We start from the raw sequence: 16,784 nt of genomic DNA, 5'->3' as shown, positions 1-16,784 counted from the left end.
CTTATTCATTCTCTTCTTCCAACGGTTCTTGCTGGAATTCTATAATCATACCTTCAATTGCATTGATGAAGTAATCTTCTTTTACCCCATCCTTCAATTCTACACGTACATGCCATGTCGGAGCAAACACTTGGGTTTCCGATACTTGAACATGTGTCGAATAACCGAGCTTCATAGACTTTACCTTGGAATCTTGTTTCAAGTGCCCGTTTGAATACAAATTACCGATTGCCTCTATAGGGGAAAGAAGATCTTTTTTACGATTAAAGGTACCGAATTCATGCAGCATACTTTGCTCATAGTTTGTAACTTCCCCCTTGTCATTCCAATGCAATACCAGCTTCGCATTACTACTGAAATAAATGGGATTGTCCATCACTTTCTGAAAAAGCAATGCTTCCTGCGCCTCTTCATCTACGTCCCAAAGTTCGTACTCAGCACCGTTTAATACATACTTAGCGAGAATCTCCGTAAAATCAAAATCGCCTTTCGTATTCATCACACTGACAGGATCGTCCAATTTTGATTGAAGAAATGTTTCGTCTGAGATTTCGACTTTTTGATTTTCAAGTTTGTTTATCTGTTCATCTATAAATATCATAGACTTTGCGGACACATAAGACGGATCGTTTTTATAGGGCGGTAGTTGATCATACGTAACGTTGTCCATCTTCAGCAATTCCTCGATTGGTGTTTTCCCCATCACCTGAACATTTTGGGCATCTGTAACCTTGTCCACATAAAGTAAGTAAAGAAAAACGTTCACGATTGAAAATACGATAATAAATATCGTTTTCGACTTATTCCAATCCAATCAGTTCACCTCCTAAAATTTCAGGTGAAAAGCGGTTCCAATTACCATTAATCAAGTAAAACCAGGCCGGCTCCATGATGAAAAGTCCTGGCTTATATTTCATAAAGTAACCCGGAGTAATTTCCTCGACAGCACCAATATCCAACTTATCCGATTCTCTAAGACTTTCGGCAATATCAATGCCTGGTGGAAGAAGTTCAATTTCTGATTTTGCTGGATTTGAAGAATTGAGTCTATAGTACGGTCTTGCATAACTATATATCCGATTTTTTCCCCACTTCGGCAGAATTTCAGCAGAAGAACTGGAATCTGTATAGACAGGTAATCCGTGCAGATATAACCGGAATCTTACTGATCGGGTCTCGGCATCCATGTACGTAAATCTAAATTCGTCTGTCCATCCGCCGTGTTCATTAACAAAGTTGACTGTATTTATCAGTAACTCTGAGGGTATTGCAAGTTCTTGACTTTCTGCACTTGGTGAAACATAGTTCAGTGTTTTCTTCTCCGTATAAACATTCATCATTGCATGATCGTCAGCAAGTTCTTCAACATGAATTCCCACTTGGCTGTTCCGTACTGCATTTACATCACTGAACAATGCATCACGGAATTTATTAATGGAGACTTCATCCTCCAGAAAAGTGTACTTAATCGTTTCCACGGGCTCTACTGAGACTACGAGATAGGAAGAACTATCAGGGTTTACTTCTCTGTATTCTTGAAGTTCTCGCCCGACTGTTAATATTGAATTATCGAGACTTTGATAATCCTCTGCCTTCACTTTTGCGCTATAAAGCTTCTTGTTTTCTTTGCTCACGAAGTAGACAGTCATCGCAGTATTGTCCGGCTTCCATTCAACCACAATCTGGTTAAATGAAATCTCGGGCGTCGGTGCTTCAATTTTCAAAACGCTGTCATAGACAGACAAAGGAATTTCACTTTGAAAGAACACTGTAAACCGGTTAGGCTTCCGTAGCAAAGTACTTATATCCTCTGAAGTAAAGTTTTCTTCCACTGTGGTGATTTCTGTTATTTTCCAGTCCGTTATCTCTTCCATAATACGATCGATTTTATCTGAATCAGTTGTTCCTTTCAAAGCATCGTCAAAATTAAAGACCATTTTATATGGTTTTATAATTTCATCAATTCTCTTTTTATCGCCTATAGAAATATCTACGGGCGGGAACTGCTCAATGGTTTCATAACGCGGTGAGTACGTCCAAATAGAAAATGTTAGTATGATACTGAGAGCGACAAGTAGGATAAGTACAATCGATTTGACAGTTTCAACATATTTCAACCCCACTCACCGTCCTCCTGAAGTTCAAACGGCAACGTAAAGAATATTGTCGTTCCTTTTCCTTCTTCGCTTTCTGCCCATATTTCTCCTCCGTGCGCCAAAATCATTTCACGGGCAATTGCAAGACCTAGTCCTGTACCGCCCATCGCACGGGATCTTGCTCGATCTGCTCGATAGAATCTGTCAAAAATACGTTTAACGTTTGCCTGTGGTATTCCCATACCATCATCCGAAATCATTACTTTAATAAAGTCTCCGGACATTGTAATGCCAAAACGGATATCTCCGCCGTCTGGTGAGTATTTTAACGCATTTGAAATTATATTATCGAGCACCTGGGTCATCTTATCCGTATCGATTTCAACAAACAGTTCGGAGGAAGAGAGAAGGCGTATAAACTGGACTTCTTGAGACTTCGAAAATTCAAAGCGACCAATGATTGATTTGAAAAAATAATTGAATTCAACCCATTCTTTATTCAAGTCATAGTCCCTGCTGTCCATGCGTGATAGCTTCAACAAATCGTTAACAAGCCGAATCATCCGCTCAGTTTCAGTCTGTGTTACGTGAAGGAAGGATGGTGCAATCTCCTCATTCTTCCACGCCCCGTCAGCAAGCGCCTCCAAATAACTGCGCATTGTTGTAAGTGGCGTACGCAATTCATGCGATACATTTGAAACAAACTCACGTCTTTCCATATCGATTTTCTCTTGTTCTGTATTATCGTGTAAGACAACAATAAGACCATTCACAAAACCAGTTTCTCTTTGTGTAACGGAAAAATTCGCTCGTAAAATATAAGGCTGATCTTCCGTACTGAAATCCAGTGCAATGGATTCCTTTACTTGGATTAAATCCTCAAATGCATACTCCTGCTCAAATCCAAGGATGCTAGATATCGGTCGGTTCAAGACCAAATCCCGTGTTAGTCTTAGCATAAGAAGTGCGGAGTCATTAATAAGGCTGACGCGACCTTTTCGATCAGTTGCAATGACGCCATCAGTCATATTCTCTAATACGGAAGCCAGTTTCCGCCGTTCACTTTCAGTCGATGACTGAGACTCTTGTAATTGGTTCGTTAAATGATTGAAGGCTATTGCAAGTTGGCCCATTTCGTCATTTCCATATACGCGAACTTTTCGCGAGAAATTCCCTTTCGCCATCGCTTGAGCCTGGCGCCTCATATCAGATATTGGTCTTGTCATCGTCTGTGCGATTAAAATACCAAGAATGATTGTAATAGACAACGAAACAGCTACCCCGCCGGCTAAAATACGATTTACTTCATCGATTTGTTTAAACACCTTTTCAATGTTTGCCTCAAGATAAAGTATGCCTTTCACTTCATCTCCAACAACAATAGGCGTTGCACGAACCAAAATTCGATTGCCTGTTTTCCGGTCAAGATTAATAATGTCATATGGAGTTTTCGACGCATTTGACTTCCTCACAATGTCGTCCGCCGAACGTTGTCCAACCATAGATATATTATTTAAGGCTGATGTTGCAAGAATAATATTCCCCGCATTAATAACCCGTACTTCATTGATATCTTCCGATTTAAAACTCGAAAGGACGGCCTGAAGACTCTTCTCAAGTGTCATCGGGTCGTCCGCAGCTCGTTTTTTCATCATTTCTTCACGCACACTGAATTCGACCAAACTCATCCTATCATCAATCGATGTTGTGAAGTTAGATTTCATGTTCTGTTCGAGCTCGCGTGCAAAGTACAGCCCGATTATTTCCATTGCAATTAAAATCAGCATCACATAGATTAAGACAAATTTAACGTGGATAGATCGGAAAAAACCAACTTTTTGCATGATAGTTACTCCTGTTCTGGGTCACGTAAGTAATAGCCAACGCCACGTCTTGTCACAATCCACGTTGGATTACTTGGTGCATCTTCAATCTTTTCTCGCAAACGACGGATTGTTACATCTACAGTTCTCACATCTCCAAAGTAATCATAACCCCATACTGTTTGTAAGAGGTGCTCACGCGTCATAACTTGTCCAATATGCTTCGAAAGATAGTGAAGAAGTTCAAACTCCCGATGTGTCAGTTCAATTTTTTCATCTCTTTTTAGAACAAGGTAAGCATCTGGCTGAATAATCAGGTTGCCGACTGTAATGTCATTTGTAGCCCCTTCTTGCTCTTCCTCAACAGATTTCATATGCCTGCGTAAATTTGCTTTCACACGAGCAATGAGCTCACGTGTTCCAAATGGTTTGGTGACGTAATCATCTGCTCCAAGTTCCAAACCAAGTACTTTATCAATTTCCGAGTCTTTCGCTGTTAACATAATAATCGGGAAGTCATATTTTTTTCGGATTTCTCGGCATACTTCCATACCATCCCGCTTCGGTAGCATAATATCAAGAAGTACTAGATCAGGCTTAACTTCTTCTACCTTTTCAAGCGCCTCATCTCCATCGTATGCACAAAAAACAGTGAAACCTTCTTTTTTTAGATTAAATTCAAGTATATCAGCAATTGGTTTTTCATCATCAACAATTAAAATTACTTTGTTTTGCATTTTATCTTCCCCCATCTCGCCCTGTTGGCGCCTCTATCAGTGTCCTTTTACTCTATCATTCTTCGCGACGCTTCGCACGTTTCTACTGTCGCATCAAAGTCGCCATCTTCTCCTAGCACTCTCACTATTTCCCGGGCAATAAACCCCGAATATTGTCGAATGGAACATTCAAAAAAAGTAAGCGCCTTGGTAGATCCGAAAAGTAGGAGGAATATAGTTCTATCCCTCGAGTCGCCGGAGTCTAAACGTTAAAAAAAGACGATACAACATGTGTATCGTCTTTGGTTATCTAATTATCTTAACACGCTCATGGGGTTAATATTGGAACCGTTCTTGAATACTTCAAAATGAAGATGGACACCCGTTGAACGACCTGTCGACCCCATTACACCAATTTTTGTTCCCTGTGATACAGTTTGTCCCTCACTAACCTCAATTGAAGAGAGATGGGCATACAAGGTTTCATATCCATTGTTATGTGTGATGACAACCCGATTTCCATATGTGCTGTGCGATCCTGTAGTTGTAACAACTCCATTATCTGCTGCTACAATTCCATACGAGGATGGACGTGCGATATCAATACCTTGATGCGTCCTACCCCAGCGAGTACCCATTTGACTAGAAACATATCCTCCAGATGCAGGCCAAATGAATGTACCTGATCCTCTTGAAGGAATCACTTTCGTTCCGACAACCGTCACTTTGTCTACTGCTTCAGCAATAATATTTTCCTCAGAAACAGACCTGCCTATCGTTTGACCATTTCGTTTACGAATAAGTTCTGTAACAATTTTTTCCCCGTCAGAACCTTTCTTTGTTACTTTCTTTTCGCCTTTAAATAAGGAACTGTCTTCTTCAGTTAAAGTTGCATATTTAATAGCTTCTTTTGTTTTCGTTTCATAATGAACTTCCACTTCTACGTACGGTTCAATAGCCGTAACATTGAGCTCGTCGCCTAATCTAAGAACCTTATCTACTGTAAATCCTGGATTTATTTCTACCAATTTAGCCGTTGCCATATTGTGAGCGGCAGCAATTGATCCAAGGACATCACCTGAACTTACTACATACTTCTTCTCCTCAAGTGTCCCTTTATTAAGGAGAACCATGGCTTCTTCTGTACTTCTTACCTCTTTTGGAGATACATTCCCCGGTACCGCCTGCATCTCACCGCTAATTAAGATGTTTACGATACGCGTTTCATCTTCTTTCAAAGGGGGTATTGGTTCAGAAGAAGCTTTGCGGGCTTCGAATTCATTAAGCTTCTTCTCAGAAACAGATTGTAATTTCAACTCGCGAATCACTTCATTATACGTGGCCATATCATTAACGTAGAATGCCAGTTCTTCGTCAATTAAAACGCCGATTGCTTCCGCTTCCACGGACAGCATTCCATGAAGTTTTTCTAGGACAATGTCATCGTCTGTTTCTGCTGTAAATACCCGCTCTGGAATCACCGATAAATCTGTTCCTATTGTAAGCGGAAGATTCTTAAATTCAGAGGCTGCTTTTTTCAGCTCTTCTTCTTTCAATTCTTCCAGCTTTTCTTGATCAGCTATAACACCCACATATTCCCCTTTTGAATAGATATGGAATATGGTCGAGAGGTCCTTACTCTCCTCTTCATTCGCAAAACCTGAATTTACCCCAAGTCCCGCTAAGATCATTGTCATAACGAGGATCTTTTGAGTCTTTTTGAAAGGACGAATAAATTTTGGTAATGCCTTTTTTGTTTCGTCCTGTTTATTACTTTTGAAAAACATATATGAAACTCCCTCCATATTTCAATCAGAAGACTGATATAGATCATTTACAGTATGCAAATTTTCACGCCTCTCTAATTTAACATATCCGGTACCATTCTTGTAGTATTATAGGACTTTGTAATGAGAATGTAGAATAGCATCCATTTATTAACTATTAATTTTGTAATGATAGAGGGTTCTCTCAACTTTCTTTTCTATCACATTACTCGACTATTACCTTGCTATTTATACATTTAGCGTTCTATTCGACAATTTATTTTTCATTGTTTCGACTTTGCTACGTCACTTTCAGGTATTTTTCGATAAAAAAGAAAGACGTCTTGTCTACCGGGAAATCTCGGTATCACAAGACGTCTTTCTCTATTTGATGGTGTTATTTCCAAAGACCCGAAATAATGTTTGTGTTTATCAATAATCCGGAGATTCGTGCTGACTCCAGTCAATATTGACAAATTTGTTGTATTCCTTTGCAAAAGCAAGGGTTACTGTACCTGTTGGACCATTCCGTTGTTTGGCTATGATAATTTCAATCATATTCTGATTTTCTGTTTCTTTATCATAATAGTCCTCACGGTATAGGAATGAAACGATATCCGCATCTTGCTCAATACTCCCTGATTCCCGGAGATCGGACATCATCGGGCGCTTATCCACGCGTTGCTCAACACCACGTGACAGCTGAGACAGTGCAATAACCGGTACTTTCAATTCCCTCGCAAGTGATTTCAACGAACGGGAGATTTCTGAAACTTCCTGCTGCCGGTTTTCACCGGGCTTAGTGCCGCTTCCTGCAATCAGTTGCATATAGTCAATCATTATCATGCCCAAGCCGTGCTCCTGTTGCAAGCGACGGCATTTAGAACGAATGTCATTGACACGGATACCCGGCGAATCATCGATGAAAATACCGGCATTTGAAAGGCTACCCATTGCCATCGTAAGTTTACGCCAGTCTTCCGCTTCAAGAGCACCTGTACGAAGCACTTGTGCATCAATATTACCTTCCGCACAAAGCATCCGCATAACGAGCTGCTCCGCACCCATCTCCAAACTAAAGATTGCGACGTTTTCATCGGTTTTAGTCGCAACATTTTGCGCCACGTTCAATGCGAATGCGGTCTTACCAACAGACGGACGCGCGGCAACAATGATTAAGTCATTGCGCTGAAAACCGGCTGTGATTTTATCTAAATCCCGGAAACCTGTTGGAATACCTGTAACATCACCTTTTTGCGTATGAAGAAGTTCGATACTGTCATACGTTTCAACGAGGACGTCTTTAATATGACGAAAATCCCCAGCATTTTTCCGGTTGGATACTTCCATCATTTTCTTTTCCGCTTCAGCTAAAAGTGCCTCTACTTCGTCCTCCCGCGCATAACCGTCTTCAACGATTGAAGTAGCCACACGGATAAGCCGCCGTAAAAGTGCTTTCTCTTCAACGATACGGGCATAATGCACAATGTTAGCTGCTGTTGGAACGGAGTTGGCGATCTCCATCAAATACGAAATACCGCCGACATCTTCCAGTTCTTTTTTAGCAGATAGTTCTTCCGTGACCGTGACAACGTCAATTGCCTGACCTTTGTCACTTAGAATAATCATCGTTTGGAAGATTTTCTCATGCGCCATCCTATAGAAATCTTCTGGCATAAGAAGTTCTGCCGCTGTAATGAGCGCTTGTGGTTCAAGGAAAATTGCCCCGATAACCGACTGCTCCGCTTCATTATTATGTGGTGGGACGCGATCAATCATCTGATTCATCTACCCAATCTCTCCTTATCCTTCTTCCACTACATGTACTTTAAGTGTTGCCGTCACGTCTGGATGAATTCTGATTGGAACATTCGTGAAGCCAAGTGCACGGATTGCATCCGGTAATTCCATTTTACGACGGTCCACTTTTATACCTTCAGTTTTATTTAATGCTTCAGCAATTTGTTTTGTTGTAATTGAACCAAATAGCCTTCCACCTTCACCAGATTTAGCTTTCATTTCTACCGTAATTTTATCAATTTGCTCTTTTAGCTCTTTTGCTTCTGCTAATTCTTCTGCTGCATCTTTAGCGACCCGATTTTTTTGACCTTCAAGTCTGCTAATATTCCCTGGCGTTGCTTCAACCGCCAATTTATTTTTCAGTAGGAAGTTTTGTGCGTACCCCACAGATACCTCTTTCACATCACCTTTTGCTCCAATACTTTTTACGTCTTTCAATAAGATTACTTTCATTATGAATTTCCCCTTTCCATCTTTGTATTCAGTACAGCCGTTAACATTTCTTTTGCTGCTTCCACAGACTCAACATCGAGCTGGCATGCTGCGTTCGTCAAATGGCCGCCGCCTCCAAGTTCTTCCATGATGAGTTGAACATTCAATTCACCGAGAGAACGAGCGCTTATTCCTATTTTACCATCTGCACGGGATGCAATGACGAATGAAGCTGCGACGCCTTGCATTGTAAGAAGAATATCAGCCGTTTGAGCTATCAAAACAGAACCATAAACGACTTGGTTCTCTCCTTTTGCAATGGCAATCCCCGCGTCGGACAATTCAACAGTTTCAATCAGTTTAGACCTCAGGACATAAGTAGCGATATCCTCTTTTAACAGGCGCTGAACGAGTATTGTATCTGCTCCATTGGTTCGCAGATACGATGCTGCTTCGAACGTCCTTGCCCCTGTGCGGAGTGTGAAGCTTTTCGTATCGACGATAATACCCGCTAGAAGGGCTGTCGATTCAAGCATCGTAAGTTTTTCTTGTTTAGGCTGGTATTCAATTAATTCAGTTACGAGCTCCGCAGTGGATGACGCATATGGTTCCATGTAGACAAGCATCGTGTTCTTGATAAACTCTTCTCCACGTCGATGGTGATCAATGACGACAACCTTCTCTGCTTTATCGATAACTCGTTCATCAATGACCATACTCGGTTTATGCGTATCAACAACAATGATCAATGATTTCTCTGTAATCATCGAAAGCGCCTCATCGGGCGTGATGAATTGATTGAACAGATCCGTATCACGTCTAATTTCGTCCATAAGCCGTGTGACGCTTCCATCAAGTTCATTGAAATTGACGACTACATATCCCTCAATATTATTCTTGCGGGCCATTTTTCGAACACCAATTGCTGCACCGATTGCGTCCATGTCAGGCATTTTGTGACCCATGATAAATACTTTATCACTGCCTTGAATAAGATCTCGCAACGCATGTGAGATGACTCTTGCACGAACACGGGTCCTTTTTTCAACGGGATTTGTTTTACCGCCATAAAATTTCAACTTCCCGTCAGAACGTTTGATGGCCACTTGGTCACCGCCGCGTCCCAGTACAAGATCTAAACTCGACTGTGCCAGTTCGCCCAATTCGATTAATGAAGTAGATCCCACACCCACACCTATACTTAGTGTCAGTGCCGTACTCTGCTTAGCAGTTGTTTCACGAATGTCATCTAAAATCGAGAATTTTGTTTTTTCCAAATCAGCCAATGTTGCCTCGTTAAAGACAGCCAAGAAACGATCAGTCGCAATTCGTTTTACAAATATCCCATTTGTTGTTCCCCAGCTATTTACAAGTGAAGTTACCAATGAATTAAGCTGACTTCTTGTCTGATCGTCCATTGCCTGTGATACTTCATCATAATTATCGACAAGAATAATACCGAGAACTGTACGGTCTGCATAATAAAGAGTCTCCATCACTAGTTGCTCCGTAATATCAAATAAATAAATAAGTTTTTCTTCTGCTTTATAAAAAACCTTATACGATTGTTCTCCAATCGTCAAAACATTATTTTCTATCTTTTCATTTTTTAAGATCGCATGAAACTGTCCAGATAGATCGAACAAGTCATCTCCGATAAGGGTTTCCTGATGTGCAAATACTTTTGCTGCGTACGGGTTAGCCCACTCAACAATATTTTTTTCATTAATAAGGATAATTCCAATCGGCAATTCAAGAAGTGCTTCTTCTCCGACTTTCTTCATCCTGTACGATAATGTTTCGATATGTTTCTCTGTTTCGATATAAGTCTGTTCTTCCATTTTCCATGTAAATCCCATTGTAACTATAAATAAGACGGAGAAAAGAAGTCCAGGCCAAAACTGGAATAAGAGCAGGAGCACTGCCGCCATCACGCCCAGAATCGACAATACCGTCAACGGATAGCGTATTGCTCTTTTTCTAAAAAATGACGTCATTGTCCCATCCCCTTATTTTGACTTGTCTTTTCTAAGCCAGGCACGTAGATTCACTCCCGTATCAAGTATCCCGAGCATCGTCGTTATCGGAGCCAGCATTAGTGCAAAAATCGTGGCCACAACTGTCGCTACTTTCGGTAACTTCATTTCATTTACATAGTAATGGATAAGTGAAACACCTTGCAGTAGAAACAAGAATCTCAAAACAGTAGTTGCGTTGACGGTAATCAGATATAGATTAGTGCCCGGCTTCACACCTGCAAAGAGCGTAATAAGAAGAATTGCTCCGTACAAAATCACCGCAATCATTGGTAGTTTCATTTCACGGAATGGTGGAAACTTGGGTACTTCAAATCCCAGTCGCTTGGCAACTCCAAGGTTTAGCGTGAGAAGAATGAAAGCTAACATGAAAATACTTATGATGAAGATAGATGGAATTGTGTACTCGTACATCTGAAACGTTGATGTAACGACTTCATCATAGCCATCCGGTACCCCGCCATAGTTAGCCATGAACGACTTCATCTGCTCTTTAGTTTCCTCCATAACCGTCATTAATGCATCAATCATATTGAATCCGAAGAAAAGGACAGCCCCAACATAAACGCCCATCCCCGTGATAAGTAGAGTGAGTCCAGAAGCCATGAAGATATATAACTTTGATTTGCCCCTCACAATGGTTTCTCCGATAATGAATCCAAGAATTCCATGAACGAAAGCGATTGGAACGAGTAGAATACCTCCGATTAATAATGACAACACGATACCGGCCGCCAATGTAAGAAGGGACGAGTTCCTGTCGTATTTCAATCTGTACAAAATAATCGGTAACGCAATAAAGAACATAGTGACATTTCCGAGAAATGGCGTATATAACGATACCGCAAGCAAGATTGCAAATAGCGCAATCATCATTGCTCCGTACGTAATTTTCCTTGCATTGTCTTGCATAATATAGATTCCTCCGGTCTTTCGCTGGACGACTAATTCTATCCATACTTCTAACTTCCAATTACTATGGATAGTTGCTTCAATTGTATCATGATTATTGTTTTTAAACCAAACCAAGAACATATGTACTTCTTTTACCCGAATAAAAAGACCGCCCCCATACCGGTTGTGTCGGTCTGACGAGGCGGTCTATCTAAATAAAATTATCTTTCTTCCGAACTAAATGGAAGAAGTGCCATGATACGTGAGCGTTTGATTGCAAGTGTCAGTTTACGCTGATACTTCGCGCTTGTACCAGTTACCCGGCGAGGCAAGATTTTTCCACGCTCAGAAATAAATTTCTTAAGCATATCTGTATCTTTATAATCGATTTTAGTAATGTTGTTTGATGTGAAATAACAAACTTTACGGCGTCTCTTTCCTCCACGACGTGGTGCCATAGTTGTTCCCCTCCTTACTTAATTCATAATGACGGGTAGATTCTTAGAACGGCAGGTCGTCGTCCGATACTTCTATCGGACCTCCGCCTGTCGAGAATGGATCATCGTCAGTACGTGTGTAATTTTGCTGATTAGGCTGTTGAGATTGCTGGTTAGATTGTTTGTATTGTTGGTTTGACTGCTGATTCTGATAGCTCGGTTGTTCGCTTTGTTGAGAACCTTGGTAAGGTGCCCCACCGCCAGCTCCCGATCTATTTTCGCCAGATGCATTGCGCGGTTCGAGAAATTGCGTGCTGTCTGCTACAACTTCTGTAGTATAAACACGCTTTCCATCTTGTCCTTCAAAGCTGCCCGTCTGAATACGGCCATCTACTCCGACAAGACTTCCCTTTTTCAAGAAGTTTGCAACGTTTTCAGCCTGTTTTCTCCAAGCAACACAACTGATGAAATCAGCTTCTCTTTCGCCTGAAGCGCTTTGAAAAGCTCGGTTTACTGCTAACGTAAAACGTGTAACAGCAATACCGGTTTGTGTATACTTGAGTTCAGGATCTTTTGTCAATCGCCCTACTAAAACAACTCGGTTAATCATTAGAATTCAACCTCCCTCATCATTTTGTAAGTTTCACCTGTTCATTATTCATATATGGATTAATCTTCAATGCGGACAGTCATATGACGAAGAATATCTTCGTTGATGTTCGCAAGACGTGTAAATTCATCGATTGCTTTAGTTTCTGCATTCAACTTAATTAGTTGATAGAAACCTTCACGTAGATCGTCGATTTCGTAAGCAAGACGGCGCTTGCCCCACTCTTTCGACTCGATGTTTTCTGCACCATTAGAAAGAAGAACTTCGTCAAAACGTTCAATCAACGCTTTTTTCGCTTCATCTTCTACTGTTGGGCGGATAATGTACATAATTTCGTACTTTCTCATCTGTAGTCACCTCCTTATGGACTTGGGCCCTGCTGATTTCAGCGGGCAAGGAGTAAGTAATTATATTACTCACATCAGTACATATTAGCACAGTTCCATTCATCTTTCAACTATTTTCTTGTATACTTTTGAATAGAGGTGATTTTCATTGAATGAATTTCCTGTACCCGACAAAATAATTGAGATTGATTTACCAAAAGTGGCTAAGAGCAGCCTAGTTTTAACCGCAAGTGCTTTCCTTTTATTATGGTTTCTTAAAATTGTTATTGAAAGAGATTTTTCGTTTTCACTCAGCTTATGGACAATTGTTTTTTTCATTATAGGCTATATCCTGCTGATCATTCTGCATGAACTATTTCACCTGCTTGGCTTCAGTGTATTTGGTGATGTCCCATGGAAAAAGATGATTGTTGGAGTTAATCTAAAAATGGGCATCGCGTATGCGACAACCGATCAACTTATGACAAACCGTGCTATACGAAAAGCGCTACTGCTCCCTTTTTGGACGACAGGTATTCTTCCAGCCGTTATCGGTCTTTATATTGGAAGTGGTTTGCTAGTCAGCTTGTCTGCTTTATTGATAGGCGGGGCAGCTGGCGACTTCGCTATGTATAAGGAGTTGAAAGAACTGCCCGACGATTGGGTTGTGAAAGATGATCCTGAATTACCGAAACTTTATGTCTATTCGCCTGACAAAAGGATTGAGTTGGAGAACTATATTGAAAAATAAAAATGCCACTCTGGAATGTTAGGTCTGTCGATTAGCCACTTTTTTTACATAAAATACTGGTGATATCCTCTATTTTCACTGGACTATTTTCGGCTCGCTTTCGGCGAACTATTCATGTCAGATTTACTGAGGTGTCCTAGTGTAAAATGCAGTTGTTTTGGAAGAAAAGAGTAGATGTCATTCTATGGTGAGTGTAAGTGCCCGAAGATGTAATTTCGGGCACTCTTGCACGTTGTATAATATGCTTCTTGCTTACTTTCAACAAAAAGTATACATCTAATTATGTGATGCATACTTGAGAGTAATACTTCTTTAATAAAAAAAAGAAAAAACTATATAGAAAGCATCAGCCGCCAAAATTGCATCTTTGGCGGCTTTTCTCCAGCTATTCTTTCGTCCCAAAAAGCTTCAGAACTACGTATACTTATGAATTTGGAGCGCGGCGGAAGAAGGACCACCATACGATTACCGAAAAAAAATGTGTAGGGATGCGACCAAGTCGCATCCCTACACATCCAGACATCTCGATAATGATAGAGTAGTCGTTCAAACCAAAGCAATCCAAGTACAACGTTGCACGTAGCACCCAGTGTGATCAAGTTATTTTCTGGTTACTTTTGGCTAAGCAACAGACGTACTGGAATGTAACATTCCAAAGTAGCATTTATAGGTACTTAAACGTTAAAACGGAACAGCATAACGTCGCCGTCTTTAACAATGTATTCTTTTCCTTCAAGACGAACTTTTCCTGCCTCTTTTGCAGCAGCCATTGAACCTGTTGCAACTAGGTCATCATATGCTACTGTTTCAGCACGGATGAAGCCGCGTTCGAAGTCAGTGTGAATGATTCCAGCACATTGCGGTGCTTTCATCCCTTTACGGAATGTCCACGCACGAACTTCTTGTACGCCCGCTGTGAAGTATGTTGCAAAGCCAAGAAGCTTATAAGATGCTTTGATAAGTTGATCGAGGCCCGATTCCTTGATGCCCAACTCTTCAAGGAACATCGCTTTTTCATCATCTTCAAGTTCAGCCATTTCTTCTTCGATTTTTGCACAAACAACAATTACTTGTGCACTATCTTTTTCCGCAAATGCGCGGACAGCTTTAACATTCTCATTATTGTCTGCATCTGCAACTTCATCTTCCGCAACGTTTGCTACATAGAGCATCGGTTTAATCGTCAAAAGGTTCATCCCTTTTGCAAGGATAAGTTCCTCGTCAGTAAACTCAACAGAACGAGCAGGTTTTTCATTTTCAAATGCTTCTCTTAATCTAATCAAGATTGGCTCTTCTGCCATTGCCACTTTATCTTTCTGTTTCACCATTTTGGTAACACGTGCCAATCGTTTTTCAACGGCTTCCATATCTGCAAGAATCAATTCAAGATTGATGATTTCGATATCATCGATTGGATCAACTTTACCAGCTACATGTGTTATATTTTCGTCTACGAAGCAACGGACAACCTGACAGATTGCATCCACTTCACGGATGTGCATAAGGAATTTATTCCCTAGCCCTTCACCTTTGCTTGCTCCTTCAACAATTCCTGCGATGTCTGTAAACTCAAATGCAGTCGGTACTGTTTTTTTCGGTGTTACTAATTCTGTAAGTTTATCTAGTCTTTCATCAGGTACTTCAACGATTCCAACGTTCGGATCAATTGTACAGAACGGATAGTTTGCCGCCTCTGCCCCCGCTTTTGTAATCGCATTGAATAGTGTAGATTTACCTACGTTTGGTAGACCGACGATTCCAGCTGTTAATGCCATTCGTTCCACAACCTTTCATTTAGCTTTTTAAGCGGTACTTTCGCTTAAAGAAGCCTCCATTATATGTTAATTCTTTTACTCATACATCCCATATGCAACTCTTCCATTATAAGGACAGCAGGCCTAGTTGTCCATCTGCTAGCGGAACGCCTGGAATCTGAACAGCTTAAGATTCAGCCTTTACAAGCAGCTTTTTCATCTTCTTCGCAAATTCATTACGTGGAATCATTACGCTGTGACCGCATCCCTCGCACTTAATGCGGATATCCGCCCCCATCCGAATAATTTTCCACGCGTTCGTTCCGCATGGATGCTGCTTTTTCATTTCAACAATGTCATTTAGCCCAAAAACTTTTTCCGCCATTTATTCACACCTCATTTTTCGGTTGATACATAACCATTTTCGGATACGGTATTTCAATACCGTTCTGATCCAGGAATGTTTTCAAGTCCTTGCGTAATTGCCTTGCAATTGCGTATTGCATAACAGGCTGGGTTTCTGCTGTAATTCTCATGACAATTTCAGACGCTCCCAAATCTTGTACGCCTACGATAGTTGGCTGTGATATCAGTGCTTCATATCCAACAGATAAGTTTGCAAGATACGTTTCCAACAGTTTTTCTGTTTTGGCGATATCCGTTTCATATCCAAGTCTAATATCCACTATAGCCAGTGAATTATTAATTGAGTAGTTTACGACCTCTGTAATATTTCCGTTCGGGATGATATGTACTTCCCCGCCATATGCACTAATTTTTGTCGTACGAAGACCAATTTCTTCAACCGTTCCAACCGCCACACCAATTTGAACATAATCGCCAACAGAAAATTGGTCTTCAAAAATAATGAAGAAACCACTAATGATATCCTTCACAAGACTTTGGGCACCAAATCCGACTGCCAAGCCTAATACTCCCGCCCCTGCAAGAATTCCTGCAACATTGATTGTAAAAGCAGAAAGAATCGCTAAAATTGCTGCGAAATAGACGACATATGACAATGTGTTTTGAAGCAGCTTTATTAACGTTGTCTCGCGTCGCTCTGATTGTCGCAAGGCACCTCTTAGTTTCACCTTGAATGCGCGGCTAATAACACTTTTACCTATTTTGACTACAATGATGGATAGTAAAATAATGAAGAATACTTTAAATCCAAGCTTACCAATATCAATCCAAGTTTCTGAACTAAATAGTATGTTACCTACATCTTCAACATCTTCTTTTAACTTTTTAATGTCCTCATTTATGATTACTGCCACAATCCTCTTCCTTTCGTATAATAAATCACTTGCAAGCGTAGACTGAGTTATAAAAAAAGAAAT

Annotated in this window: 16 protein-coding genes; 1 reads left to right on the top strand and 15 read right to left on the bottom strand. The window is 40.7% G+C overall.

Annotated features, from left to right (window positions below):
- Nucleotide 1: 1 nt before the first annotated feature.
- From ACP8HG_RS16955 to rpsF, 12 genes are all read right to left on the bottom strand, one after another.
- The gene (locus ACP8HG_RS16955) at nt 2–814 is read right to left on the bottom strand and encodes a two-component system regulatory protein YycI (RefSeq protein WP_399629948.1); all 813 of its coding nucleotides are present in this window, start codon (nt 812–814) and stop codon (nt 2–4) included.
- Nucleotides 801–2,123, bottom strand: coding sequence for a YycH family regulatory protein (locus ACP8HG_RS16950; RefSeq protein ID WP_399629945.1), 1,323 nt, complete (start codon nt 2,121–2,123; stop codon nt 801–803). The genes ACP8HG_RS16955 and ACP8HG_RS16950 overlap by 14 nt, the downstream gene beginning before the upstream one ends.
- Nucleotides 2,114–3,940 (bottom strand): cell wall metabolism sensor histidine kinase WalK, encoded by a 1,827-nt coding sequence (walK, locus tag ACP8HG_RS16945; protein WP_338654372.1) that lies wholly within the window; start codon nt 3,938–3,940, stop codon nt 2,114–2,116. The genes ACP8HG_RS16950 and walK overlap by 10 nt, the downstream gene beginning before the upstream one ends.
- Before the next feature lie 5 nt (nt 3,941–3,945).
- Nucleotides 3,946–4,656 (bottom strand): response regulator YycF, encoded by a 711-nt coding sequence (gene yycF / locus ACP8HG_RS16940; protein WP_067204140.1) that lies wholly within the window; start codon nt 4,654–4,656, stop codon nt 3,946–3,948.
- Between the two features lie 293 nt (nt 4,657–4,949).
- Entirely contained in the window at nt 4,950–6,422 is a 1,473-nt protein-coding gene (locus tag ACP8HG_RS16935) for a M23 family metallopeptidase (protein ID WP_342539329.1), read from the bottom strand.
- A 411-nt stretch (nt 6,423–6,833) separates the two neighbouring features.
- Nucleotides 6,834–8,189, bottom strand: coding sequence for a replicative DNA helicase (gene dnaB, locus ACP8HG_RS16930; protein WP_067204134.1), 1,356 nt, complete (start codon nt 8,187–8,189; stop codon nt 6,834–6,836).
- A 15-nt stretch (nt 8,190–8,204) separates the two neighbouring features.
- Nucleotides 8,205–8,654 carry a 50S ribosomal protein L9 gene (gene rplI / locus ACP8HG_RS16925; protein ID WP_187046287.1) on the bottom strand — a complete coding sequence of 150 codons (450 nt, stop codon included), beginning with the start codon at nt 8,652–8,654 and terminating at the stop codon, nt 8,205–8,207.
- The gene (locus ACP8HG_RS16920; protein ID WP_067204127.1) at nt 8,654–10,630 is read right to left on the bottom strand and encodes a DHH family phosphoesterase; all 1,977 of its coding nucleotides are present in this window, start codon (nt 10,628–10,630) and stop codon (nt 8,654–8,656) included. Before ACP8HG_RS16920 ends, rplI begins: the two co-directional genes overlap by 1 nt.
- A 12-nt stretch (nt 10,631–10,642) precedes the next feature.
- Entirely contained in the window at nt 10,643–11,704 is a 1,062-nt protein-coding gene (locus ACP8HG_RS16915; protein ID WP_438297275.1) for a YybS family protein, read from the bottom strand.
- A gap of 80 nt (nt 11,705–11,784) precedes the next feature.
- On the bottom strand, nt 11,785–12,021 hold the full coding sequence (gene rpsR / locus ACP8HG_RS16910; protein ID WP_067204122.1) for a 30S ribosomal protein S18: 237 nt from the start codon (nt 12,019–12,021) through the stop codon (nt 11,785–11,787).
- 43 nt (nt 12,022–12,064) lie between these two features.
- Complete coding sequence (ssb, locus tag ACP8HG_RS16905) at nt 12,065–12,610, bottom strand: single-stranded DNA-binding protein (RefSeq protein ID WP_067204120.1); 546 nt, start codon at nt 12,608–12,610, stop codon at nt 12,065–12,067.
- A gap of 59 nt (nt 12,611–12,669) precedes the next feature.
- Complete coding sequence (rpsF, locus tag ACP8HG_RS16900) at nt 12,670–12,957, bottom strand: 30S ribosomal protein S6 (RefSeq protein WP_067204117.1); 288 nt, start codon at nt 12,955–12,957, stop codon at nt 12,670–12,672.
- Nucleotides 12,958–13,105: 148 nt separating this feature from the next.
- On the opposite strand from rpsF, the gene ACP8HG_RS16895 reads away from it, so the two are divergent.
- Nucleotides 13,106–13,687 (top strand): DUF3267 domain-containing protein, encoded by a 582-nt coding sequence (locus tag ACP8HG_RS16895; protein ID WP_438297272.1) that lies wholly within the window; start codon nt 13,106–13,108, stop codon nt 13,685–13,687.
- 674 nt (nt 13,688–14,361) lie between these two features.
- Here ACP8HG_RS16895 and ychF read toward each other — a convergent pair.
- From ychF to ACP8HG_RS16880, 3 genes are all read right to left on the bottom strand, one after another.
- Complete coding sequence (ychF, locus tag ACP8HG_RS16890) at nt 14,362–15,462, bottom strand: redox-regulated ATPase YchF (protein WP_067204112.1); 1,101 nt, start codon at nt 15,460–15,462, stop codon at nt 14,362–14,364.
- Nucleotides 15,463–15,628: 166 nt separating this feature from the next.
- A complete protein-coding gene (locus ACP8HG_RS16885) occupies nt 15,629–15,826 on the bottom strand; it encodes a DUF951 domain-containing protein (protein WP_438297270.1) in 198 nt (65 codons plus the stop codon).
- Between the two features lie 4 nt (nt 15,827–15,830).
- Nucleotides 15,831–16,721 (bottom strand): mechanosensitive ion channel family protein, encoded by an 891-nt coding sequence (locus ACP8HG_RS16880; protein WP_438297268.1) that lies wholly within the window; start codon nt 16,719–16,721, stop codon nt 15,831–15,833.
- Nucleotides 16,722–16,784: the final 63 nt, after the last annotated feature.

This window comes from Sporosarcina sp. FA15, assembly GCF_051550195.1.
Classification (GTDB): Bacteria; Bacillota; Bacilli; order Bacillales_A; family Planococcaceae; genus Sporosarcina; species Sporosarcina psychrophila.
This window is presented reverse-complemented; position numbering and strand designations above follow the sequence as displayed.

What these genes read in the sequence shown, in the direction of transcription:
- walK (WP_338654372.1), bottom strand. Translation starts at nt 3,940, where the DNA reads ATGCAAAAAGTTGGTTTTTTCCGATCTATCCACGTTAAATTTGTCTTA.
- yycF (WP_067204140.1), bottom strand. Translation starts at nt 4,656, where the DNA reads ATGCAAAACAAAGTAATTTTAATTGTTGATGATGAAAAACCAATTGCT.
- ACP8HG_RS16935 (WP_342539329.1), bottom strand. Translation starts at nt 6,422, where the DNA reads ATGTTTTTCAAAAGTAATAAACAGGACGAAACAAAAAAGGCATTACCA.
- dnaB (WP_067204134.1), bottom strand. Translation starts at nt 8,189, where the DNA reads ATGAATCAGATGATTGATCGCGTCCCACCACATAATAATGAAGCGGAG.
- rplI (WP_187046287.1), bottom strand. Translation starts at nt 8,654, where the DNA reads ATGAAAGTAATCTTATTGAAAGACGTAAAAAGTATTGGAGCAAAAGGT.
- ACP8HG_RS16920 (WP_067204127.1), bottom strand. Translation starts at nt 10,630, where the DNA reads ATGACGTCATTTTTTAGAAAAAGAGCAATACGCTATCCGTTGACGGTA.
- ACP8HG_RS16915 (WP_438297275.1), bottom strand. Translation starts at nt 11,704, where the DNA reads ATGTTCTTGGTTTGGTTTAAAAACAATAATCATGATACAATTGAAGCA.
- rpsR (WP_067204122.1), bottom strand. Translation starts at nt 12,021, where the DNA reads ATGGCACCACGTCGTGGAGGAAAGAGACGCCGTAAAGTTTGTTATTTC.
- ssb (WP_067204120.1), bottom strand. Translation starts at nt 12,610, where the DNA reads ATGATTAACCGAGTTGTTTTAGTAGGGCGATTGACAAAAGATCCTGAA.
- rpsF (WP_067204117.1), bottom strand. Translation starts at nt 12,957, where the DNA reads ATGAGAAAGTACGAAATTATGTACATTATCCGCCCAACAGTAGAAGAT.
- ychF (WP_067204112.1), bottom strand. Translation starts at nt 15,462, where the DNA reads ATGGCATTAACAGCTGGAATCGTCGGTCTACCAAACGTAGGTAAATCT.
- ACP8HG_RS16885 (WP_438297270.1), bottom strand. Translation starts at nt 15,826, where the DNA reads ATGGCGGAAAAAGTTTTTGGGCTAAATGACATTGTTGAAATGAAAAAG.